The sequence below is a fragment of the Streptomyces sp. CA-181903 genome, assembly GCF_050937075.1.
GTDB lineage: Bacteria > Actinomycetota > Actinomycetes > Streptomycetales > Streptomycetaceae > Streptomyces.
This window is the reverse complement of record NZ_JBNJLY010000002.1, coordinates 49,835-70,485: the sequence shown is the minus strand read 5'-3', so window position 1 is coordinate 70,485 and position 20,651 is coordinate 49,835. Positions and strand designations below refer to the sequence as shown.

Here is a 20,651-nt window from a genome sequence, read left to right as displayed (position 1 = left end):
GCCTCGTGGAATGGATCAATGCCACCGCACCCCACGCGCGGCGCGTCGCCTCGGTGTGCGTGGGCGCGCACCTGCTGGCCGCGGCCGGAGTGCTGGACGGCCGGAGGGCGACCACGCACTGGTCGACCGCCGCGCAACTCGCCGCGGACTACCCGCGGGTGGACGTCGACGCGGACCCGATCTTCGTCCGCTCCGGACGGGTGTGGACCGGGGCGGGCATCAGCGCCTGCCTCGACCTGGCCCTCGCCCTGGTCGCCGAGGACCACGGCGAGGACCTGGCGCTGGCCGTGGCCCGCCAACTGGTCGTCTACCTCAAACGCCCCGGCGGCCAGAGCCAGTTCAGCGTGCCGATCAGCCGCCCGGCGTCGTCCCGCAGGGACATCGACGAGCTGCGCCGGTACGTCGGCGAACACCTCGACGAGGACCTGTCGGCGGCCGCCTTGGCGGAGCGGATGTGTCTGAGCGAACGGCACTTCTCCCGGGTGTTCGCACAAGAGACCGGCGCCACTCCGGCCGGCTACGTCGAGGCCGCCCGGGTGGAGGCCGCCCGCCGCCTGCTGGAGACCACCGACCAGCCGTTGGAGCACGTCGCCCGGGCCTGCGGCCTGCGGTCGGTGGAGACGCTGCACCGGGCGTTCCGCAGGCAGATCGGCACCACCCCGGCCGCGTACCGCCGCCGCTTCCGCACCACCTGATCCCTCCCCCGGATCACCATCTGTTTCCACTTCCCCGACCGCACGCCTGGTGCGGCAGTTCGAGAGGAAATCTCCCCATGCATGCTTCGACGACCCTGCGTGACGTCATCGGCCTGGACGACCGGCTGCCGCACCTGAAGGACAGCACGCTGATCATGATCGACTTCCAGAACACCTACCGCACCGGCGTCATGGCCCTCGACGGCGCCGAGACCGCCCTTGCCGCCGGCGCCCGCCTGCTGAGCGCCGCCCGTTCCGCGGGCGCACCGGTGGTGCACGTGGTCAACGACGGAGGCGTCGGCACCGCGTACGACATCCGGTCCGACATCGGCGCGATCAGCGACGAGGTCGCTCCCCAGGAAGGGGAACCGGTGGTGGTCAAGCGATTCCCCGACGCCTTCCACGCCACCGGCCTGGAGACGACCCTGCGCGCCCTGAACGCCGGACCCGACCTGGTACTGGCCGGCTTCATGACCCACATGTGCGTCAGCCACACCGCCCAGGGCGCCTTCACCCGCGGCTACCGCCCCACCGTCGTCGCCGAGGCCACCGCGACCCGCGCCCTGACGGCCCCCGACGGCACGACGGTCCCGGCCGCCACACTCCACACCGCGGCCCTGACGGCCATCAGGGACCTGTTCGGCACCGTCGCCCTCCGGGTGGCGGACCTCACGCCCTGAGACACGGGCGGCCCGGCACCGCGGCGGCCACTCCCGGGAACGTACCGAACGAGACCGCCGTTCGCCGCACAGCGCCCGCACAACGGCCCTACAGCACCCCCTACAGCGCCCGCACAACGGCCGTACCCCGACCGGGCGAAGACCGTTCCACCGCGCGGGGAGGGACTCCGTCCCCTGGCATGACGAGCCGCCGGACCAGGCGCGACAGAGTCGTCCCCATGCCTGATCACGATCGCCTCGAACGCCGGGCCCGCCGGCGCCGCCTCCTCGCCCGTTTCGCCGTCGTCGCGTGCCTGCCGTACCTGACACTGAAGCTGCTCTGGGTCTTCGGGGTCGACGTCGGGGTGCGGGACCTCGGCAACCTGTCGCGGGGGCAGTGGATCGCGGCCAACGCGGTCACCTTCGGGATGGACGCCATCGCGGCGCTGATCGCCCACGTCCTGACCCGGCCCGGCGGGCGGCACGTGCGCGCCTGGCTGATCCTCTTCCCGATGTGGGTGGCGACGGGCATGCTCGTCTCGCTGATGATCGCCCTGCCGGTCGGCCAGGGCGTCATCGCGGCCACCGGCGCGGACAACCCGGCCACGTCCAACGACATGCTCAGCCCCTGGGTGTTCGGCGTCGTCTACGGCGGGCTCTGCGCCGAAGGGCTGGTCCTGCTCGCGGCGTTCACGCTGTACGCCGACGAGCGCTGGGGCGCCCTCCTGCGCACCCGCGTCCGGGACCTGACCGACCCGGCCGGCACCCAGGGCATGCAACGGGTGCTCACCGGGCTCGCCCTGGCTTTCCTCGTCTTCTCGGGAGCGTTCCGCCTGCTGTGGGGGCTGGGCTCGGACCTCGGCATGAACGCGGAGTGGATCACCCGCCGCAACGCCATCGGCCGCACCGGCGACCTGGTGCACGGCCTGGGCGCACTGGCCGGGGCGGCAGGCCTGCACGCGCTGGTGTTCCGCCGGTGGGGACGGGCACGGGCGGGCGTGCCGTTGACGATGGCCTGGACGGGGGTCGGCGTCGCCTTCGCGGGCGGCGGCTGGATGGACGTGGGACGCTCGCCGGCCACCTCCGCCCTGCTGGGCGTCGCCAACACCGCCGACCTCATCGCCGGCCTGCTCACCCTGTGCGTCGGCTGCTTCGCACTGACGGAACTCAAGGCGGCCCAAGACCGGATGACCCCCTCGCCCCTGCCTGCCACCCACCACCTCACCACCACCGGGCCCGCCCCGGTTCCGAACCCGAACCCATGAGCAACCGCCACCTGACGACGCCGCCCCTCCGGCGTACTACCCTGTCCCGCTCCACCCCGCTCCCGTGCCACCGACGCCCACCGATCCACCGCCGGACCGCGTTCGGCTCCACACCCGACCCGGGCGGGCGCCGGCCACCCGCCCGCCGGTGACGCCGGTCACCCGCCCCCGCCCCCTGGCGTACGGCCCTGGCTGCTTGCCCCGTTCCCCAGCCTCTGGGCTTCAGCCGGCGAGTGTCCCGACGATCCGGCGGGCGGCCCGCGCCGCGAAGCGCGGGCGGTGGCGTCGCCCACGCCGAGCACGCCGCGGCGGACGTCCCGGCGGCCGGCAACGGGGCTGTCCGCCGGCAGCCGCGCCGTCCGCCGGCAGCCGGGCCCGGGGCGGACCGCCCGTCAGCGGCCCAGCGCCTCCAGATGGCGCAGAACGGCCACGACCCGCCGGTCCACATCGTCGTTCGGCGGCAGGCCGAGCTTCGCGAAGATTCTCCGGATGTGCTTCTGCACGGCGTTGTCACTGATGCCGAGGCGGCGGGCGAGGGCCATGTTGCCCAGCCCCTCGGCCATGAGGGCCAGGACCTCGCGTTCGCGGGCGGTCAGGCCGGCGACGGCGTCCGCGGCCTGGCGGCGTGCGAGCAGCCGCGAGACCACCTCGGGGTCGATGGCGGTACCGCCGCCGGCCACGCGGCGCAGCGCGTCGACGAACTCCTCGACGCGGCCCACCCGTTCCTTCAGCAGATAACCGATCCCCGCCGCACCGGCCGTCAGCAGCTCGGTGGCGAACGACTGCTCGGCGTGCGCGGAGAGGATGAGCACCGCGGGCGGGTGCGCGAACCGCCGGACCCGGACGGCGGCCCGGATGCCCTCGTCGGTGTGCGTGGGCGGCATCCGGACGTCCACGACGGCGACGTCGGGCCGGTGGGAGGCCACCGCGGCCGACAGGTCGTCGGGGTGCGCCACCGCCGCCACGACGTCGCAGCCCTCGGCCGTCAGCAGCGCGGACAGCCCCTCCCGGATCAGCGTGTCGTCGTCGGCGATCACCACGCGCACGGCAGTTCCACCTCCACGACGGTCGGCCCGCCGGCCGGGCTGGTGAGCACCAGGGCCCCGTCCAGGGCCTCGACACGCTGCCGCACCCCCGCCAGGCCGGTTCCACCCGCCCGTCCCGTTCCCCCGGGCACCCGTTCCCGGGCGCCGCCGCGGCCGTCGTCCCGGACCAGGACGCGCAGGACGTCACCCGCGCGCCGGACCGTCACCTCCGCCCGGGCGGCCCCGCTGTGCCGGGCGACGTTGGCCAGCGCCTCGGCGACGACGTGGTACGCGGTCGCCGAAGCGGAGGCGGACGGCTGCCCGAGCGGACCCACGTCGACCCGGCAGGGCACCGCGCACTCGGCCGCCAGCCCGGTGATCGCGCCGTCCAGCCCCCGCTCCTCCAGTATGGAGGGGAAGATCCCGTGTCCCACCGCGCGCAGTTCGGCCAGCGCCTCCTCGACGGCCGTCTGGGCGCGGTCCAGTTGCCCATCCGCCCGGGCGGCGTCCTCGGGGCGGGCGCGCCGGGCGGTCCCTATCAGCAGGGCCGCGCCGACCAGCCGGTTCTGCACCGTGTCGTGCAACGCCCTTTCGATCCGGCGGAGTTCCGCGGCGTGCGCGCGCAGCGCGGCGGCCCTGCTCGCGGTGACCTCGGCGATCCGCCGCGTCAGGTCGACACGCGGATGGGGACCGAGCAGCCGGGCCGCCGCCCGCTCCTGCGCCCGGGCGAGGCGGGGCAGGAACAGGGCCGCCACGACGCACCAGCCCAGCCCTTCCGCGCCCACGGCCACCGCCACCGGCCAGCCCTCGGCCCGGAACCCGAGTCCGGACGTCGCCATGGACCGGGGCAGCAGCGACCAGTAGAGCGGGTAGGAGGTCTCCCGCACCGCCAGGACCGGCAGCAGCAGCCCGAGGAGGCCGGCCGGCAGCCCCGACGCGCCGTGCCGCAGAGCCCATCGAGCGTCCCGGCCCGTCGCGGGATCCGCCAGCACGGCGAGGAACCGGGCCACCGGGCCCAGCCCCGGCACGGGCGTCGCATAGGGGACGACGATCGTCCGCCCCCACCGGGCCAGCCGGAGGCGCTCGCGCCCGGCGGCGGCGCGCAGCGCGCGGGGCACGGTCGGCAGCAGCGGCACTCCCACGCCCACGGGACAGAGGGCGACGACGCTCACCGCCCAGGACAGGGCGGTGAGCGCGCCCAGCGCGGTCCCCAGGCCGCCGGCGAGCCGGCCGAGCGCGACCGCCGCCGCCACGGCCCCGTCACGTATCCCGTCGAACGACAACGGCCGCCCGAACCAAGCCGGTTGACTGATCACCCGTGCACTGTAGGTCCGGACGGGCCGCCGCCGACAGGGCCGGGAAGAGGCGGTGCCGGAGGGACGGCCGAGTCGTGCGGCGCCCGGCCGTCCTGGGTACCGCAGGCGGTACCCAGGACCCGGGTGGCCGCCGGAGCGCGCCGCGACGCTCCCGCGGCACAGACTGCCGGAACGGACGCTCCCCGGGCACGCGGAGAAGACCGTCGCGCGGTCGTCCGCGCCCACGACGAAGGGTTCAGGCATGTCCGACGAAGGGCCCAGCCACAGTCTGACGAAAGGCCCAGCCATGTCTCTCGACGGTGAACCGGGTCTCCGGTGGGTGTCACGAGCCCGGAGGATCCTGCGGACCACCGCCATCCTGGGCGCGGTGGTGCTCGCACTCGCGTCGGCCGGAGGGCTGCCCGCCGGCGCCGCCCTCGCCGGCAGCACCGGCGACCGCGCCCTCGCACCGGCCTGGCGGTACTGCGGTACCAAGGACGGGATGCCGGCCCAGTGCGCCGAACTCCCCGTACCCGTCGACCACACCCGTCCGGACGGCCCGCGCATCCGGCTGAGACTGGAGAAGATCCCCGCCGCCCGCCCGTCGACCCGGCGGGAGCCCCCGATCCTCCTCATCCCCGGCGGTCCCGGCGCGGGCATCGCGTACCTGCGGGAGATCGGGCCCCTGATGAACCTCCGGCGGTGGCGGGAGAAACACGACGTCGTGCTGTTCGACCCGCGTGGGGTCGGCGGCAGCGGCGCGATGCGCTGCGACCGGCCCGCGCCGGACCGGCCGGCGGTGATCACGTCGCAGGCGCGCCTCGACGCGGCGGCCGCCGCCAACCGCGCGTTCGCCGAGAGCTGCCTCCGCCGGACCGGCGAACCGGCAAGGCACCTGTCCGCCGACGACACCGCCCAGGACATCGAGGCCCTCCGCACCGCCATCGGGCAGCGGGACGGCCTCGTGGCCTACGCCGGGTCCTACGGCACCGTCTACGCCGCCGCCTACCTCGACCGTTACCGGCGGCGCCCGCCCCGGGCGCTGGTCCTCGACGGTCTGGTCGACCACTCGGTGGACCTCCCGGAGTTCGCCGCCCGCAACGCGGCCGGCGTCGAGAACGCCTTCGCACGCTTCACCCGCTGGTGCGCGGAGAACAGCGCCTGCGCCCTGCACGGCCGGGACGCCGGAGCCGTCTTCGACCGGCTGGCCGCCACCCCGTCCCTGCCCGCCTCCGGCACCGGCCGGCGGGTCACCGGCGACGACGTGAGAAGGGCGACGGTGCGCCACATGAGCGGCGGACGACTGGAGGAGTACGGCTGGCCCCGCCTCGCCCGCTCGCTGCGCGCCGCGGCCGGCGGCGACGCCTCGGGCTTCGCGCACCCGCCCGGCGGTGAGAAGGACGCGGGGGCGGAGGGGCTGACCAGGGCCGTACTGTGCTCGGACTTCCCCGTGCCGTCCCGGTACAGTGCCCTGACCGGCCACACCGACCGCCTGCGCCACACGGCACCCCGCTTCGGCGCCACGGTGTTCTGGGACGTCGCCGGGAACTGCGCCGGTCACCCGTCGCCGGTCCCCGATCCACCGCGGGTACCCCGCGTCTCCCCGCGCTCCGGAATCCTCCTCGCCAACAACCTCCACGACCCGGCCACTCCCTTGGCCAACGCCCTCGCCGTCCTCCGTCAACTCCCGGCCACCACGCGGGTGCTGCTGGCCGACGCCGATGGCCACGGTGCCGCGTACACCTCACCGTGCGCGAGTGAGGCGTTCTCGCGCTATCTGAACGACCCGACCGGGCAGCCGCCGTACGCCCTGTGCTCGGCGTCGGGGTGACGCGGGGCGGAGGGGCGACCGGGCCCGAAACCCGCCGGCCGGAGGTCGCCCTCCTGAACTACGCCTTCGACGCCGGGAGTTCGCCCTGCGCGCTGCGGTGGCGGCGCGCAGGGCGAGGCCCTTGTCGGAGAGGATCTTCACGCCGCCGATGACGTGTCCGAACGTGAACTTCGCCCACACCAGGCGGGAACGGAGTTCACCCACGGCCTGTCCTCGTGGATCACGAGGCCGGCCCCCGCAACGGGTCAACTCGCCCGCGGGCCGCCGCAATGTCGGATCGGTGAGCATCAACACCGCCGACCGTACGGGCACGGGCGCGTCCGTATGCAACGGCCCCCCGCCTCCGCCAGCCGGAACCGCCCCTCCGCGTCCTCCTCGAACAGCCCGCGCGTCGCGAACAGGCGCAACACCCGGTACAGGGCGGCGGCGTGCGTCTCGGTGACCTGGGCCGGCTCCGCAGGCGTACGCGGGCCCCCGACGAGATGATCGGCCACCCCGACGGCGGCGGTCACGCCGGCCACGCCACTACGACGCGATCACGCCTCACGCACCCACCACCAGGCCACCGGCCCCTCCCGAAGGGCCGGACCACGACACTCCGCGCGGGCCACGGGAGGCGGGAGACCTGCGCCGGGGGAGTGTCAGTGCCGACCAGTACGGTGGGTGGTGCCATCGAGATCACCTCACGAGGGGGGAGCCATGACGGCGGAATCGAACCTTCCGTCCCGGGAAATGGGGGGCGGTCAGGCGCCCGTCCGTACGCCCGCCGAGTACCCGGCCGCGATCCTCGCGAAGCAGCGGGTGCTCCAGGCCGAGGCCGACGAGGTCATCGGCGACCTGGAGTTGGGCCCGCTGCTGGCGGAGCGCGGGGAGCCCGTACGCGTGGGCAGTTCGGCGCTCGGGCTGATGGTGCGCCGGGACGTCGACATCACTGTGGTCTGCCCTGACCTGGCGGAGGGGACCAAGAAGGCCGTCGCGGACATCGGCGCCGTGCTGGCGGTGCACGACCGGGTCCGGCAGGTCCGCTTCCGCGACGACACCGGGCACTGGAACACCGACCCGATGTACCCGGACGGCCTCTACCTGGGGGTGGAGTACCGCTCGGAGGCCGGGCGGGAGTGGACACTCGACATCTGGTTCGTCGACGAGCCCGACCGCCAGCCCGACCTCGCGCACGTCCGCGCCCTGCCGCCCCGGCTGACCGACGCGCACCGCGTCCGCATCCTCCGGATCAAACAGGCGCTCGCCGCGCGGGCCGACGACAAGACGCCGGGTTACGACGTGTACCGCGCGGTGCTCGACCACGAAGTCACGACGCCGGAGGAGTTCGACGCCTGGCGCGCCGGCACGGGCGGATGAACGGCGGGAGAAGGCACACAGCCCGCGCCCCCTCCCGAGCGCTCACGCCCCGCCGCCGCGCCGGATCAGGCGGCGGGGGTGGCGGGGCGACGAGCGTGTAGTCCGGCCGAGGGAAGTAGTCCTCCATGCCGCCCTCCCGGTGCACGTCTCAGGCCGCGCAGTGCAGCGACCCGCCGTAGTCGAAGACGTCCCGGAACGGCACCGAGAGCATCTCGAAGCCAAGTTTGTCCAGCAGGTCCTGCAACGGTTTCTCCCGCTCCTCGCAGATGACCGTGCAAGGGGAGACGCTGAGCACGGTCATCGGCAGCCACGTGGAGGACTGGCAGTAGCGCGGCATCTCGTGGTTCGCGGACGTCGGCTGCGGCGCCTGAACCAGCTCCCACCCGTCGCTGAACTCCGAGCTGCGGCCGGCCACCACCAGTGGCGAGCAGGCGGTCGCGGCGGTGGCGAAACTCCACGGCTTCCTCGCCGACCAGGCGCGGATCACCGACCAGGAGGGACGCTTCGCGCGTGAGAGTGTCGAGGGGCTCGCCGAGGCCGGCGTCTTCGCGGCGATCGTCCCGGTGGACCTGGGCGGCCTCGGCGTCGAGCGGCTGCACGACCTGACGGTGATCACCGCTCGGGTCGCCCGGGTCGACGCCTCGGTGGCCATCGCCTACTCCGTGCACATCGCGCTCGCCTGATACTTCGCCCGCGTGGTGCGCTTCGGCGCCGACACCGAACCCGGTTATCTCCCGGGCCGTGAATGGCTGGAAGCCGTCGGCGAACGCCGGCTGCTGCTGTGCGATAGGCCGCCGCTTTCTTCAACCCCCGTACCGAGGGCCCGCCGTGCGTCTCACTCGGTCCGGATGGTGAAGATCCGGTCGAGTCCGACGACGCGCAGGATGCGCAGTGTGTTGGCGGGGACGGCGTTCAGGGTGATGTCGGCGCCGGCGGCGTGGGCGTGCTGGCGGGCTGCGAGGAGCGCGGTGATGCCGGTGGAGTCGCAGAATCGCAGTCCGGACAGGTCGAGGACCAGGCACTGTCCCGGCCGCAGGGCGAGGAGGTCCACCTGCCGGCGCAGGGCGGTGGCGTGTTCGTAGTCGAGTTCGCCGGCCACGTGAAGGACGGGGCCGGTGGGGGTGTCGTGTCGGGTGATGTTCAGCTGGCTCATGGTGAGTGTTCGGTGGGGGTGGAGGTGGGGACGCCGAGGGCGAGGAGGGCGGTGTCGTCGTCCAGGCCGTCGCCGAAGCTGTCCAGCAGGCCGGTCAGTGCGGTGATCGTTTCCTGGGGTGGGGCGGGGCGAGGCCGGCGGCGAAGGTGCGGAGGGCTTGTTCTCCGTAGAGGTTGTCGCGGCCGGGGCCGGTGCGTGCCTCGGTGAGGCCGTCGGTGTAGAGCAGGAGGGTCTCGCCGGGGGCAAGGGTGGTGTGGGTGGTGCTGGTGGGGGCGGTGGGCAGGATGCCGATGAGGAGTCCGCCGGGGTGGGCAGGTAGTCGGCGCGGCCGTCGGCGCGCAGGACGAGGGCCGGGGGGTGGCCGCCGGAGGCGAGGTGGACGGTGGCGGGTCCGCCGTCGGCGTCGGGTTCGACCACGCCGAAGATGGCGGTGCAGTAGCGGGGGTCGCCGCCGGCGGCGTACCGCTCGTGCAGGACGGCGTTGAGTGTGGTCAGCGCCGCCGCCGGATCGGGGTCGTGGAGTGCCGCGGCGCGCAGGGTGTAGCGGGTGAGGGAGGTCAGTGAGGCGGCCTGCGGTCCCTTGCCGCAGACGTCGCCGAGGAAGAACGCCCAGCGTTTGCCGTCGAGCGGGAACAGGTCGTAGAAATCGCCGCCGAGCCGGTCGGTGGAGGCGGTGTGGTAGTGGACGGCCGTCCGCAGCCCGGGTATGGCGGGCAGGGAGTCGGGCAGCAGCGAGCGCTGGAGTACGGCGAGGGTGTCGGCGAGCCGGATCCGGTCGGCCTCGGCCTCCCGCCGCGCCTGTTCGGCCTCCGCCCGTGCACGCTCTGCCTCCGCCCGTGCACGCTCTGCCTCGATGCGGGCGTGTTCCGCCTCGGCCCGGGCGTGTTCGGCGTCCTGGCGGCGGCGCAGCAGTTCTTCCTCGTATGCGCGCCGGTCGCGGGCGTCGAAGACGGTGGTGCGGATCAGCAGGGGCTCGCCGGTGGTGCCGAACTTGATGGCGGAGGAGATCAGCACCGGCAGCCGGCCGCCGTCGGCGGTCCTCATCTCCAGGGCGATGCCGCGTAGCTCGCCCTGCATGCGCAGCAGCGGTGCGAAGTGCGTCTCGTGGTAGAGCTTCCCGCCGACGGTGAGCAGGTCGGTGAAGCGTCGCCGCCCGACCACGTCCTGCCGTTGCAGGCCCAGCCAGTCCAGCAGGGTGGTGTTGGCTTTGGCGACGGTGCCGTCCATCAGCGTCGAGAGGTAGCCGCAGGGAGCGCACTCGTACAACTCCTCGGCGTTGTCCTCCAGCAGCGCGGTGAACGCCGCGTCCGTACTCGCCGGGTCGTCCCCGCGCGGGCCCTTCGGGCGTGTCACGGCAGTTCCGCCAGGAAGTCGAGGATCGCCTCCGTGGTGGCCTGCGGAGCGCTCAGCTGCGGGCAGTGCCCGGTGGCGTCCAGGGTCACCAGACGGGAGGCGGGGATCGCGGCGTGCACGAAGGCGCCGACCTCGCGCGGCGCGATGACGTCCTCGGAGCACTCCAGTACCAGCGTCGGCACGCTCACGCTCTTGAGGTCCTCGCGGCTGTCGGACAGGAACGTGGTGCGGGCGAAGACGCGGGCGATGTCGGGGTCGGTGGCGCAGAAGCTGTTGGTCAGTTCCTGCCCGAGTTCCGGCCGGTCGGGGTTGCCCATGATGACCGGGGCCATGGCGGAGGACCAGCCCAGGTAGTTCGATTCCAGCGAGGCCAGGAGCTCGTCGATGTCCTGCGCGGTGAACCCGCCGCGGTAGTCGCCGTCGTCGATGTAGCAGGGGGAGGGCCCCACCATCACCAGCGCCCCGATGCGCTCCGGAGCGGCGTGCGCCGCCAGCACCCCGACCATGGCGCTGACGGAGTGCCCGACGAACACCGCGCGCCGCAGCCGCAGCTCCTCGCACACCTCCACCACGTCGCGGGCGTATCCGTCCAGTGAGGAGTACCTCTCCTCGCTCCAGGCCGACAGATCCGAGCCGCCGGAGCCGACGTAGTCGAACAGCACGACGCGGTACCGCTGCGCGAGGACGGGCGCGGTCAGGCGCCACATGTTCTGATCGCAGCCGAACCCATGCGCGAGCACCACCACCGGCCCGTCGGCGGGCCCCATGGTCGTCACGTTGTTCCTGCGGCTGATGTACATACCACCCATCCTCACATCCGCCGCCGGACACCGGTAAGGCGCCCCAGGACGACGGCTGCGGCCACGGCCCACCGGCCCCCTCCGTCCAGGGGCGACCCGGCTCCTCAGAACCGCCCTCCAAGACCGGAAACCACGCAAGCAACACCACCAACTCCACCGCACACGCGCCTGGTTGGCCATTAGTCGATGCGAACGCGTCACCTTGCACGGCTGCCCGGTCGTCATCCCCCGACCCGGTGGCAGACTCGGACCGCTGCCCCCGGCAGAAGCCGGTGGGCGACCGATCCGGCGAAAGGAAGCCCTTGCCGTGAAGAACACGAAGAAGAGGGCCAGTGCACTCCTGGCGGTCTCCGCACTCGCGACGCTGACGCTCGCGGGTCAGGCGAGTGCGGCGCCGACCGCACACACCACGGCCGACGGCGCGAGAGACACATCCGCGGTGAGAATCAAAGCCACCCGGGTCCTGGAGGCACCCTCGGTGCTGGAGCGCGGCCAGTCCTGGACCTCGGACACGGCCACGCTGGTCATGCAGACGGACGGCAATCTCGTCGTCTACGACGAGTTCGGCCGGGCCCGTTGGAACACCGGTACCGTCAACCAGGGCTGGCACGCGGTCTTCCAGACCGACGGCAATTTCGTCGTCTACACCCGTTCCGGCAATCCGGTATGGGACTCGAAGACCGCCGGCCACCCTGGTTCCCGGCTCGCCGTCCAGGACGACGGCAACGTCGTGATCTACGACGGCAGCCAGGCCATCTGGAACACCCGCACCGCCCACTGATCATCCTGCCGAAAGCACCCGGGAAGAGAAAGAGGAGCAGACACCCGTCCAGGCCGCCCGAGGAGGCACGCCGCAGGGCGGGCGGCCTGTCCCCCGGCCGCGTAACCGCCTGGGGGAGAGGCGCGGGCGCGTGGACACCACTGCTGCTCTCCGCCGCCGCCGATTTCGGTCCGGTCGTGTACGGCGGCCCAGGGCTTGCCCGCGATGGGCTCGAGGGCTCGCGCAGGCAGACCGTGTCCGACACCATCGCCCGGGTTTTGGATGGAAGTGATACATCCGGGACAGCGCGAGCTGGTCAGTCGGTCCGGCCGAGATCCTTGCCGTAGCAGATCTCGACGTACGGACCCCTGCAGTACGCCGGGATCTCGTGGTAGCCGTGGCGGACGTACAGCGAGCGGGCCTCGACGAGGTCGAGGCGGGTGTTGAGGACCATCCGGGAGGCGCCGAGCAGGCGTGCCTCGCTCTCCAGCAGCTCCAGCAGGAGGCCGGCGCCCTTCTTGCCCCGGAAGGCGGGACGCAGGTAAACGCGGGTGAGTTCGGCGCGCTCGGAATCCAGCATCAGCAGCCCGCCGCAGGCGACAGCCTCGCCGTCGAAGCGACCCACGACGAACTGGCCGGTGGGCGACGTAAGCAGTTCGACGCCGTCGTTGGCCAGGCCTTGGTCGATCTCCTGAGAGGTCGCGGGGCGCTTCCAGTAGCGGCTGGCTACCTCGTCGTAGTAGTCACGGCGCAGGCTGGTCGCGGCGACTGTGTCGAAGGCTTCGGGGGCCAGTTGCCAGGTCATGAGAGTTCTATAGCCGAGGTGTGCCGCTTTCACCGATCGATTTTCGGCGCCTGGAATTCGTCAGACGATCACGACCGGGCCTTCTTTGTAGAGCACGCCGCCGGTGGCCGTTGCCGCGATGCCTTCTCCGGCGAGCGCATTGCCGGTGTCCGACGGGCCCGCGGTCTTCATCCGCACAGCAATTCCTGCCATGGTGGCGGCGTCGAGGAGGGCGGCGGCGGGCTGCTCGCCCTCGACGAGGCGGAACGGCGGCCACGCGGCGACCGTCGTCACCTCGGTCGGCGCTGAGCCGGGCAGCCCGGCGACAGCCTTGCGGACGAGGGTTCGGCGTCGTGGGCGTCGAAGCGGGGGCGGATGTCGACGTTGATGTCGACGCGGTCGAGGGTGAGGGAGAAGCCCTGTCCGCCGTGGAAGGCGGCCACCGACAACTTCGGGGCAGTGGGAACCCTGAGCCGCTATCCGCGCCGGGCGGGTCGGCGGTGTCTTGTCGTGTGGGTGGTTGTTCGGGTTGAAGGTGCTGGGTGCGGTCGGACTGGTCAGGGTTGCGGTCATCTGCCGGGTCCAGCGGTTTACCTGTCTGTCGATGGTGGTGGTGGTCTTGGAGGACGCGGTGGCCGCTGTGAGGGGGCGGATGTCCGCGTTGCCTGCAGGCGTGCGGTCTTGGCGGTGGTTATGCGGTTGGCAAAGGGGGCGGGGGTGGTGCTGCGTGAGGTTCGTGAGGTCTTCGGTCTGCCGGTCGTCGTCTTCTGCTCGGATGTGTCCCTCGCGCAGCCGTGCTACCGCGGCCGGCTCATCCTCCCGGATGTCTTCACCCGTCTCGTGTTGGGTCTGTTCGCGGTGAACGTCGCACCCGCCGGCTTCTACGCCCGGGGCACCGGCGCCTGCCACGCGCATTTCGACGCGCTCCCGGTGGACTTCACCGCGCGGGCTGTCACCGCGCTGGGTGACGATGCGCGAGAGGGCACCGGACCTATCACGTGGTCAAACGAGCGGACGGTCGGGAGGCTGTTCGCGGCGATGGAGCGGATCGCGCGTGTGTACCCCTTCGTCAGGGGCATGGGTCTCGCGGCGCCGCAGGTGGGCATCGGCTGGGCGGTGGCCGTCGTCCGGCCCGCCGACCCCGCCGCCGCGGCGATCGTCCTGCACAATCCGCGCGTCATCGCGCGCTCGCAGGAGATGGACGAGCAGTTCGAGGGGTGCCTGTCGTTCTTCGGCGTCCGCGGCCTGGTTCCCCGCCCCCTGACGATCACGGTGGTGACCACCGAACTGGACGGCGCCGAGGTGACCACGGTGTACGAGCGCGGGCTCGCCCGGCGCGTTCGCTCTTCCTGCTGCTGTACGTCTTCGCCGAGCCGGCAGGAGCCACTGGCCGGCTCCGCCGTCCCGGCGGACCGGTTCCGCGCGGCGATCCGGGCCGCGGCCTTCGACGACGACAGTGACATTCCCGACCTGTCGCCGGACCTGATCACCCGGTACGTGACCGACCTCCGGGCGCACCGTCTGATATGACACTCCGCCCGGCCGTCACGGGCCCCGCGCCGGCCCGATGCCGGTCCTGTGACGGGCGGGCGTCAGCCGGGGCCACCGCCCTCGCTGCGATACGGCGGTGCGCGGCCTGTCCTGGTGGCACGCGCTTGCCGGCCGGTTCGGCTGGGGGAGGCCTGGGAGGCCAGGTGCAGGCGTCGCGGCCGTGGGCGGCGTTCTTCTTGCGGTGGCATCGTTTCCGGGGCGCGCTTGGATATCGGATGCCGTGGTGTACCCGGTGCCGGCCATTGGCAGGGGCCGGTTCGTCGGATGTCGCACCCCGTACACCTCCTCCTCCACGATCTCGCCGCGTATCGAGCCCTTCCGCGTGGCCTGGCCGCCGGCATCCTTTGGTGGCGGGCTGGGTGGTGAGGATGGTCTGCTTGGCCGTGGCCGGCCTGCTGTGTCTCGATGGCCGTTTCAGGTGGTGCTGCCTCCGTGTCACCGCGACCGCAGAGCCTTTCCCCAAGAGGAGGGTGGGGACTTGTGGGGGGGAAAATCTGGGAGGAAGGCGGGGGGGGTTGGGATGTCAGCCTGTGAGGAGGCTGAGAACGGCCTGCCGGTGGACGGCGGTGCACCGTGGGGAGCTTCAGCGCACTCGCACAGATATGTGATGCATATTTTGCATTAACGCGGCGTAGGGTGGGGGGTATGGGTCTGGGTTTGGAGGAGTCGTTGCGGTTGACGGTGGCTGCGTTGATGCGGGCGACGGGTGATTCGCAGCGGGTGCTCGCCGTGGTGTTGGGCCTGACGCAGACGCAGATCTCGCGTCGGCAGTCCGGGGTCACCTCGTGGACGCTGCGTGATGTCGAGGTCCTGGCCGGGTACTACCAGATCGCCGTGCTGGATCTGTTGGCGGGCCCGGTCCGGGCATGCGAGACGCTGCCCGCCGCCCGGTGGCGCAACACCAACGCCGGGAAGGGAGCAGGCCGGTGAGTGATTTCGAGGCGGTCGACTCGCTGCTCGCTGTCGTCGGTCCGGAAGCCGGGCTCCCTTCTCCCCGGGTGCGCCAGGACTTGCGGGAGCGGGCTCGTTTGTCCAAGGCGCAGGTGGCCCGGGCTCTCGGGGTGAGTCCGTCCACGGTTGCCGCTTGGGAGGGCGGCCGCGACCCGGTCGGGGAGATCCGGACCAAGTACGCCTACCTCCTGGACGGACTGGCCGTCAAATTCGCCCCCGGCACGGGCTCCGGCTCCGCCCCCGGCTCGGGCTCCGGCGCCGTCCCGGTCATGCCGTCTGCCGCGGAGCAGGCCGTGGCCCGGACCCCTGCCGCGGCGGACATCCCTCCGTCGTCCCCGGCGCCCGGACAAGGCGGTGACGGTGATGAGGTGGAGGTCCTCGCCGTGTCCGAGCCGTGTGTGCTGTGTGGGCAGCCGGCCGGGACCCGGGTGGCAGGTTTCGCCCAGCACCTCCCCCCGGCCGACTGCCAGCCCACCACCGTTACGCCCGCCACCGCCCAGCCCATCACCGCCCAGCCCATCACTGCCACGCCCGCCACCGTCACGCCCGCCACGGTCACGCCCGGCAAGCCCACGCCCGCCCAGCCCGCCACCGCCATGCCCGCCACGGTCACGCCCGGCAAACTCACCACTGCCACGCCCGGCAAGAAGGTCCCCGTGTCGCCCGCCCAGCCCGTCACCGCGTCCGCCCGGATCAGGGCTGCTGCGGCCGTCGAGCCGGTGGCCCGCACCTCGTATACGGCGACGCGTCCCGCCGAGCGTGCCAAGGGCCCGGCCCGGCGCGCGTTTCAGGAGCCTTCCGGCCCCGGGGGCCTGATCGCCCGGTCGGTGCAGGCCGTGCTCGCCGAGTATCACGGTGACGTGGAGGCAGCCACGGCCGTACTGCTGAAGCGGGCGATCCCGGATGCGATGCGGTTGCTGGACGAGACCCGCAAGGGTGCCCGCTACGACATCGTCGCCCACCCCTGGATCCCGGACATCCTCAAAAAGCAGTCATCCCGCGGTGCGGACCAGATCTGGGAGGCCCGCCCGAAGTGGACCCGCCACGAACTGCCGCCGGGGAAGCATGAGGTGACGGCGCTGGACATCAACGGCGCCTACCTCTCCGCCCTCAAAACCCACCTCCCCCTCGGCCGGCTCGAACACTCCGCCGGCCTCCCGCACGACCGCCGCCGCGCCGGCGTCCACCTGATCACCCCACCTGCCTGGGAGCACGAAGCGGTCCTGCCGAATCCGATCGGCCGGCGCGACGAGCCGGGCCCCCTGTGGGTCACCGAACCGACCCTGCGCCTGCTGCTGCGCCTGTCGGGTCCGAAACACCGGCTGTGCGCGCCGCCGGAGATCCACGAGTCCTACACCTCCGGCGCCACGGAGAACCTGCTGGAGAAGTTCCGCATCGCCCTGAAAGACGCCCGCGATGCGGCGATCGCCGAGGGCGACGAGGTGACGCTGGAGTATGTGAAGGCGATGTACTCCAAGTTCGTCTCGACGATGGGGGAGTCGCACTACAACCGGGAGCTCTACCGCCCGGACTGGATGCACATCATCCGCTCCCAGGCGTTCGCCAACCTCTGGCTGAAAGCGCTCAAGGCCCACGACGAGGGCCTGGCGGTCGTGCGCGCCATGGGCACCGACGAACTCCACGTCCTCGGCGACTGGCGGCGTGTCTTCCCCGAAGGCCGCGGCGTTACCGAGGTCAAGGTCAAGGACACCTACACCGCCGGCACTGAGCACACGGACACGCAAGGGGAGGGAGAGGAGTAGTGCCGCAGAAGAACCTCGACTTCGGGAAGTTCGGCGCCCGGGGCATCAAGGGCAGCGATGCCGTCGCCCGCAAGCTCGACGAGCTCGCCGGCGGCATCGCCACCCCGGTGACCGCCCGGCGCGGCTGGATGGCGCGCCTGCACTACCTGACAAGGTCGGCCAAGAGCCGTCAGGCCGCGCGGGAGGCCGGGCTGACGGTCACCGACCGCACCCTGAAGGCATGGCTGGAGGGCAAGAGAACACCGTCGAAGGCCAGCCTGGCCCGCATCGATGCCGCCTACCGGGCGGTGCGCCGGCTCAACGTCGCCCGGCACCTGCTCAGGCGTCTGAACCGGGAGGGGCGCGGGACGAGGGTGGAGATCCACCCCCTGAACCAGTCGCAGGTCCCGCGCCCGCTGCAGCGGGTGGTGGAGTACCGCACTCTGAACGTGCGCCGCTGGGACAAGATCGTCGGCTCCTGGGCGGCCGGCGACCACCAGGGCCTGGATGCGGCCTGGGACGACACGATCGTCGACCTGGGCTCGCAGTGGGGCCAGTACGAGTACGTCACCAACGTCGGGTTCGCCGCGTAGAAGACCCCCACAAAGGGCGCCCGGATCCACAGAGGTTCTGAGCCGAAGCACGGCAGATGTCACCCAGGACGCTTGCCGTCACCGGCGTCAGGGAGCACGAGCGGTGCGGCTGCTCGGCATCACCGAACAGACCGGCCCTCCCTCGCCGCGGCCCACCCGCACCGCACTGCCACGCACCGCACCGCCACGCACCGCCACGCACCGCAATGCACCGCCACGCCGCCCCCGTAGTGCCTGTTCAGCCCTGAATGGTGGCGAGCCAGTCGGTCAGTAGGCTGTTGACCTCGTCGGGGCGTTCCTGCTGGGTCCAGTGGCCGCAGCCGTCCAGGAGGTGGGAGGCGGACAGGGCAGGGAGGGTGGTGGGGTAGGCGTCGATGGCGTCGGCCATCCAGGTGGTGGAGGCGTCCAGTGCGCCGCCGATGAACAAGGCGGGCTGTTTGACCGGGGCTCCGCGGTGGGGCGCGAGGTCTTCCCAGTCGCGGTCCATGCAGCGGTAGCGGTTGAGGGCGCCGGTCAGGCCGGTGCGCTCGAACTCTCCGGCGTAGACGTCGAGGTCCTCCTCGTTCAGCCAGGCCGGGAGCGGGCCGGCGGGGAAACGGTCGCGCAGCCGGCCGCCCGGGGTGACGAAGTGCGGGTCGGGCTCGCTCTCGGCCGGCATGGTGTCGCCGGACAGGGCCGCGTAGAAGCCTGCGAGCCAGCCCCGGACGTCGGGCTCGATCTCCGCCTCGGCGCGGCCGGGCTTCTGGAAGTAGGAGACGTAGAACTCCTGCCCGGGGCCGCCGATTTGGCCGAAGACGTCGGTGGGCCGGGGGCCGCCGGGCGGCGTGTAGGGGACGCTCAGCAAGCCGACCGCGCGGAAGACTTCGGGGTGGAGCAGGGCGGAGACGGCGGCGATGGGGGAGCCCCAGTCGTGGCCGACGATCACCGCGCTGTCCTCGCCGAGGGCGCGCACGACGGCCACGTTGTCCTGCACCAGGTCGAGCATCCGGTAGGCGTCGGCCGCGGCGGGCTTGGAGGAGCGGCCGTAGCCGCGTACGTCGATCGCCACGGCCCGGTAGCCGGCCGCGGCGAGGGCGGGGAGCTGGCGGCGCCAGGAGTACCAGGACTCGGGGAAGCCGTGCACGAGCAGGACCAGCGGTCCGGTGCCCTGCTCTACCAGGTGCAGGCGCCCGGCAGGGGCCGCGACGGTGCGGTGGCGCAGTGCGGCGGTCGGCGTTGATCGCATGGGGACTTCTCCTCGGTTCGCGCTCGGCCGGCGGGTACTCGTCGATCATGCGGTGCGGCGGCCACTCGACGCGATCAGCCTTGCCATTCTGGCAAGCTTGCGGGAGAAGGCGGTGAAGCGGCGCGGTGGGAAGGAACGGCCAACGGTGGCAGGTGACGACGTGGCCCGGACGCCGGCGGCGATCGGGCCGCGGCTGCGGGCCGTGCGCGAGCGCCGTGACGTCACACTGGCCGAGGTCAGCCGCGCGACCGGTATCTCGCCCAGTACGCTGTCGCGGATCGAGACCGGCCGGCGCAAGCCCACCCTGGAGGTGGTGCTGCAACTGGCAAAGGAATACCGGCTCTCCCTGGACGAACTGGTCGGCAGCGCACCCGTCCCTGCGGCCGGGCCCCGCGGCACGACGCCGCACAGTCTCGGCCACGACAAGGCGGTGCTGCCGCTCACCCGCTACGTCGGCGGCCTGCACGCCCACAAGCACCTCCTGCCTGCCGTCGCGCAGCCGCCCGGGCGCCCCCGGCAGCTGTCCCACGAGGGCTACGAGTGGCTGTGCGTCCTGTACGGGCGGCTGTGGCTCGCCCTCGGCAGCCAGGACCTCGTCTTGACTGCCGGGGACGTCGTCGAGTTCGACACCCGCCTCCCCCACGGGGTCGCGAACGCCGGATCCGACGGCCCGGTGGAATACCTGGTCATGTTCGGGCCCCAGGGAGAACGTCCACGGCCGCGCACCCTGCCGACCGCCGCTCGCGCAACGGATGACAGCAAGACTGCGGAATGAGCAGGGGTGACAAGCCGCCTGCCCCGGCCGGTGACCACCACGCTGCTTCGTCCGGTTGCCTTCACCACGTCATCCGGCTCTGCCGGTGACAACGACCGAGCCTTCGGCTCAGCCCTGCCACCTGCCGACCGCCAGTCAAACCCGGCTCGGCCACTGACCTTGTGAAACCTGCGCGCTTACGGCCCCCCCGTCGCCGGGTCAGGGCCTGCCCTGCCCCGCGATGCGCAGCGCGATCGCGATATGGCTGTACCCGGGGACAGGCGACCCGCCGGCCTTCTCGTAGCGCACAGCGTCGGCGATCCCGAGCTTCTCGCCCGTCGAAAGGGTTCTGTTCGCCGTCCACAGAAGCATACGCAGGTGTTCGTTCCGGACGCCAAGGAGCGAGGCGGCAGAGTCCAGCGGCACGCCGGTGCGAACCCGCCAGTCCGCCACCGCGGCCCAAAAAGCGGTGACGGTGTCCCAGCAGATCGCGCTTCGAGGCCCGAGCAGCAGGCGGACCTCGTCGGCAGACCGAAGCGCCTCAAGGCCGTGGGTCACGAGGTTTTGCAGGTTCTCCAGGAACGTGACGACGAACTCGTACTCGGCCTCGTCTTCCAGCAGCTCCTCGACGACCGCCAGAACCTCAGCGGTCGCACCGTGACCCCGTCGGGCCACCCGAAAGGCGACGTACCGACAGACCTCCAGGTCGTCGGTGTCGTCAACCGATCCGGGCTTGATACCCACAATGTCGAGGAGCCGCCGCGACCGCCCGGCCGGCCGTCGGCGCCATGGGATGCGCATGACTTCTCTTTCCGCTCGCAACGATGACGATCAAGGTCGACCGCAATCGGCCAGC

General features: G+C 72.4%; 22 protein-coding genes and 2 pseudogenes. 12 read left to right on the top strand and 12 right to left on the bottom strand.

Features of this window, described 5'->3' with window-relative positions; genetic code table 11:
- From ACQEVS_RS33255 to ACQEVS_RS33245, 3 genes are all read left to right on the top strand, one after another.
- Nucleotides 1-695, top strand: a 695-nt coding sequence (locus tag ACQEVS_RS33255; protein ID WP_433028460.1) for a GlxA family transcriptional regulator, incomplete at its 5' end; no start/stop codon positions are given.
- Between the two features lie 77 nt (nucleotides 696-772).
- Entirely contained in the window at nucleotides 773-1,375 is a 603-nt protein-coding gene (locus ACQEVS_RS33250) for a cysteine hydrolase family protein (RefSeq protein WP_433028457.1), read from the top strand.
- Nucleotides 1,376-1,593: 218 nt separating this feature from the next.
- Complete coding sequence (locus tag ACQEVS_RS33245) at nucleotides 1,594-2,619, top strand: hypothetical protein (protein WP_433028454.1); 1,026 nt, start codon at nucleotides 1,594-1,596, stop codon at nucleotides 2,617-2,619.
- 392 nt (nucleotides 2,620-3,011) lie between these two features.
- Here the strand turns inward: ACQEVS_RS33245 and ACQEVS_RS33240 are convergent, their stop codons facing one another.
- Together ACQEVS_RS33240 and ACQEVS_RS33235 are read right to left on the bottom strand one after the other, a co-directional pair.
- Nucleotides 3,012-3,665, bottom strand: coding sequence for a response regulator (locus ACQEVS_RS33240; RefSeq protein ID WP_433028451.1), 654 nt, complete (start codon nucleotides 3,663-3,665; stop codon nucleotides 3,012-3,014).
- Nucleotides 3,653-4,960 carry a sensor histidine kinase gene (locus ACQEVS_RS33235; RefSeq protein WP_433028449.1) on the bottom strand — a complete coding sequence of 436 codons (1,308 nt, stop codon included), beginning with the start codon at nucleotides 4,958-4,960 and terminating at the stop codon, nucleotides 3,653-3,655. The genes ACQEVS_RS33240 and ACQEVS_RS33235 overlap by 13 nt, the downstream gene beginning before the upstream one ends.
- A 367-nt stretch (nucleotides 4,961-5,327) precedes the next feature.
- On the opposite strand from ACQEVS_RS33235, the gene ACQEVS_RS33230 reads away from it, so the two are divergent.
- Nucleotides 5,328-6,770, top strand: a complete 1,443-nt coding sequence (locus tag ACQEVS_RS33230) for an alpha/beta fold hydrolase (protein WP_433028446.1) — start codon at nucleotides 5,328-5,330, stop codon at nucleotides 6,768-6,770.
- 287 nt (nucleotides 6,771-7,057) lie between these two features.
- Here ACQEVS_RS33230 and ACQEVS_RS33225 read toward each other — a convergent pair whose 3' ends face one another.
- On the bottom strand, nucleotides 7,058-7,291 hold the full coding sequence (locus ACQEVS_RS33225) for a hypothetical protein (protein ID WP_433028443.1): 234 nt from the start codon (nucleotides 7,289-7,291) through the stop codon (nucleotides 7,058-7,060).
- Between the two features lie 178 nt (nucleotides 7,292-7,469).
- On the opposite strand from ACQEVS_RS33225, the gene ACQEVS_RS33220 reads away from it, so the two are divergent.
- Complete coding sequence (locus ACQEVS_RS33220) at nucleotides 7,470-8,129, top strand: hypothetical protein (protein WP_433028440.1); 660 nt, start codon at nucleotides 7,470-7,472, stop codon at nucleotides 8,127-8,129.
- Between the two features lie 148 nt (nucleotides 8,130-8,277).
- On the opposite strand, the gene ACQEVS_RS33215 is transcribed toward ACQEVS_RS33220, so the two are convergent.
- A complete protein-coding gene (locus ACQEVS_RS33215) occupies nucleotides 8,278-8,544 on the bottom strand; it encodes a hypothetical protein (RefSeq protein ID WP_433028437.1) in 267 nt (88 codons plus the stop codon).
- 28 nt (nucleotides 8,545-8,572) lie between these two features.
- Here ACQEVS_RS33215 and ACQEVS_RS33210 point away from each other — a divergent pair, with 28 nt between their 5' ends.
- On the top strand, nucleotides 8,573-8,812 hold the full coding sequence (locus tag ACQEVS_RS33210; RefSeq protein WP_433028434.1) for an acyl-CoA dehydrogenase family protein: 240 nt from the start codon (nucleotides 8,573-8,575) through the stop codon (nucleotides 8,810-8,812).
- A 152-nt stretch (nucleotides 8,813-8,964) separates the two neighbouring features.
- Here the strand turns inward: ACQEVS_RS33210 and ACQEVS_RS33205 are convergent.
- The 3 genes and pseudogenes from ACQEVS_RS33205 to ACQEVS_RS33195 form a co-directional block, all read right to left on the bottom strand.
- Nucleotides 8,965-9,261: pseudogene (locus ACQEVS_RS33205) on the bottom strand (STAS domain-containing protein); the annotation flags it as partial.
- Between the two features lie 17 nt (nucleotides 9,262-9,278).
- Nucleotides 9,279-10,635, bottom strand: a pseudogene (locus tag ACQEVS_RS33200) (PP2C family protein-serine/threonine phosphatase).
- Nucleotides 10,632-11,435, bottom strand: coding sequence for an alpha/beta fold hydrolase (locus tag ACQEVS_RS33195; protein WP_433028431.1), 804 nt, complete (start codon nucleotides 11,433-11,435; stop codon nucleotides 10,632-10,634). The pseudogene ACQEVS_RS33200 and the gene ACQEVS_RS33195 overlap by 4 nt, the downstream one beginning before the upstream one ends.
- Nucleotides 11,436-11,874: 439 nt before the next feature.
- On the opposite strand from ACQEVS_RS33195, the gene ACQEVS_RS33190 reads away from it, so the two are divergent.
- Nucleotides 11,875-12,216, top strand: a complete 342-nt coding sequence (locus ACQEVS_RS33190; protein ID WP_433028428.1) for a hypothetical protein — start codon at nucleotides 11,875-11,877, stop codon at nucleotides 12,214-12,216.
- A 295-nt stretch (nucleotides 12,217-12,511) separates the two neighbouring features.
- Here the strand turns inward: ACQEVS_RS33190 and ACQEVS_RS33185 are convergent, their stop codons facing one another.
- The 3 genes from ACQEVS_RS33185 to ACQEVS_RS33175 are packed head-to-tail and all read right to left on the bottom strand — an operon-like array spanning nucleotide 12,512 to nucleotide 13,422.
- Nucleotides 12,512-13,000 (bottom strand): GNAT family N-acetyltransferase, encoded by a 489-nt coding sequence (locus ACQEVS_RS33185; protein ID WP_433028425.1) that lies wholly within the window; start codon nucleotides 12,998-13,000, stop codon nucleotides 12,512-12,514.
- Between the two features lie 60 nt (nucleotides 13,001-13,060).
- The gene (locus tag ACQEVS_RS33180) at nucleotides 13,061-13,273 is read right to left on the bottom strand and encodes a hypothetical protein (RefSeq protein WP_433028422.1); all 213 of its coding nucleotides are present in this window, start codon (nucleotides 13,271-13,273) and stop codon (nucleotides 13,061-13,063) included.
- Complete coding sequence (locus tag ACQEVS_RS33175; protein WP_433028419.1) at nucleotides 13,270-13,422, bottom strand: hypothetical protein; 153 nt, start codon at nucleotides 13,420-13,422, stop codon at nucleotides 13,270-13,272. The genes ACQEVS_RS33180 and ACQEVS_RS33175 overlap by 4 nt, the downstream gene beginning before the upstream one ends.
- A gap of 274 nt (nucleotides 13,423-13,696) precedes the next feature.
- On the opposite strand from ACQEVS_RS33175, the gene ACQEVS_RS33170 reads away from it, so the two are divergent.
- The 4 genes from ACQEVS_RS33170 (at nucleotide 13,697) to ACQEVS_RS33155 (ending at nucleotide 17,816) form a co-directional block, all read left to right on the top strand.
- The gene (locus tag ACQEVS_RS33170) at nucleotides 13,697-14,509 is read left to right on the top strand and encodes a peptide deformylase (protein ID WP_433028416.1); all 813 of its coding nucleotides are present in this window, start codon (nucleotides 13,697-13,699) and stop codon (nucleotides 14,507-14,509) included.
- 666 nt (nucleotides 14,510-15,175) lie between these two features.
- Nucleotides 15,176-15,460: an XRE family transcriptional regulator gene (locus ACQEVS_RS33165; protein ID WP_433028414.1), complete on the top strand. Its 285-nt coding sequence runs from the start codon at nucleotides 15,176-15,178 to the stop codon at nucleotides 15,458-15,460.
- Nucleotides 15,457-17,244, top strand: coding sequence for a helix-turn-helix domain-containing protein (locus tag ACQEVS_RS33160; protein ID WP_433028411.1), 1,788 nt, complete (start codon nucleotides 15,457-15,459; stop codon nucleotides 17,242-17,244). The genes ACQEVS_RS33165 and ACQEVS_RS33160 overlap by 4 nt, the downstream gene beginning before the upstream one ends.
- Complete coding sequence (locus ACQEVS_RS33155; protein WP_433028408.1) at nucleotides 17,244-17,816, top strand: transcriptional regulator; 573 nt, start codon at nucleotides 17,244-17,246, stop codon at nucleotides 17,814-17,816. The genes ACQEVS_RS33160 and ACQEVS_RS33155 overlap by 1 nt, the downstream gene beginning before the upstream one ends.
- A gap of 238 nt (nucleotides 17,817-18,054) precedes the next feature.
- Here the strand turns inward: ACQEVS_RS33155 and ACQEVS_RS33150 are convergent, their stop codons facing one another.
- Entirely contained in the window at nucleotides 18,055-19,041 is a 987-nt protein-coding gene (locus tag ACQEVS_RS33150; RefSeq protein ID WP_433028405.1) for an alpha/beta fold hydrolase, read from the bottom strand.
- Between the two features lie 145 nt (nucleotides 19,042-19,186).
- Between ACQEVS_RS33150 and ACQEVS_RS33145 the strand changes: the two genes are divergently transcribed.
- Complete coding sequence (locus tag ACQEVS_RS33145; RefSeq protein WP_433028402.1) at nucleotides 19,187-19,816, top strand: helix-turn-helix domain-containing protein; 630 nt, start codon at nucleotides 19,187-19,189, stop codon at nucleotides 19,814-19,816.
- A 198-nt stretch (nucleotides 19,817-20,014) separates the two neighbouring features.
- Here the strand turns inward: ACQEVS_RS33145 and ACQEVS_RS33140 are convergent, their stop codons facing one another.
- Complete coding sequence (locus ACQEVS_RS33140; protein ID WP_433028399.1) at nucleotides 20,015-20,596, bottom strand: hypothetical protein; 582 nt, start codon at nucleotides 20,594-20,596, stop codon at nucleotides 20,015-20,017.
- Nucleotides 20,597-20,651 lie beyond the last annotated feature (55 nt).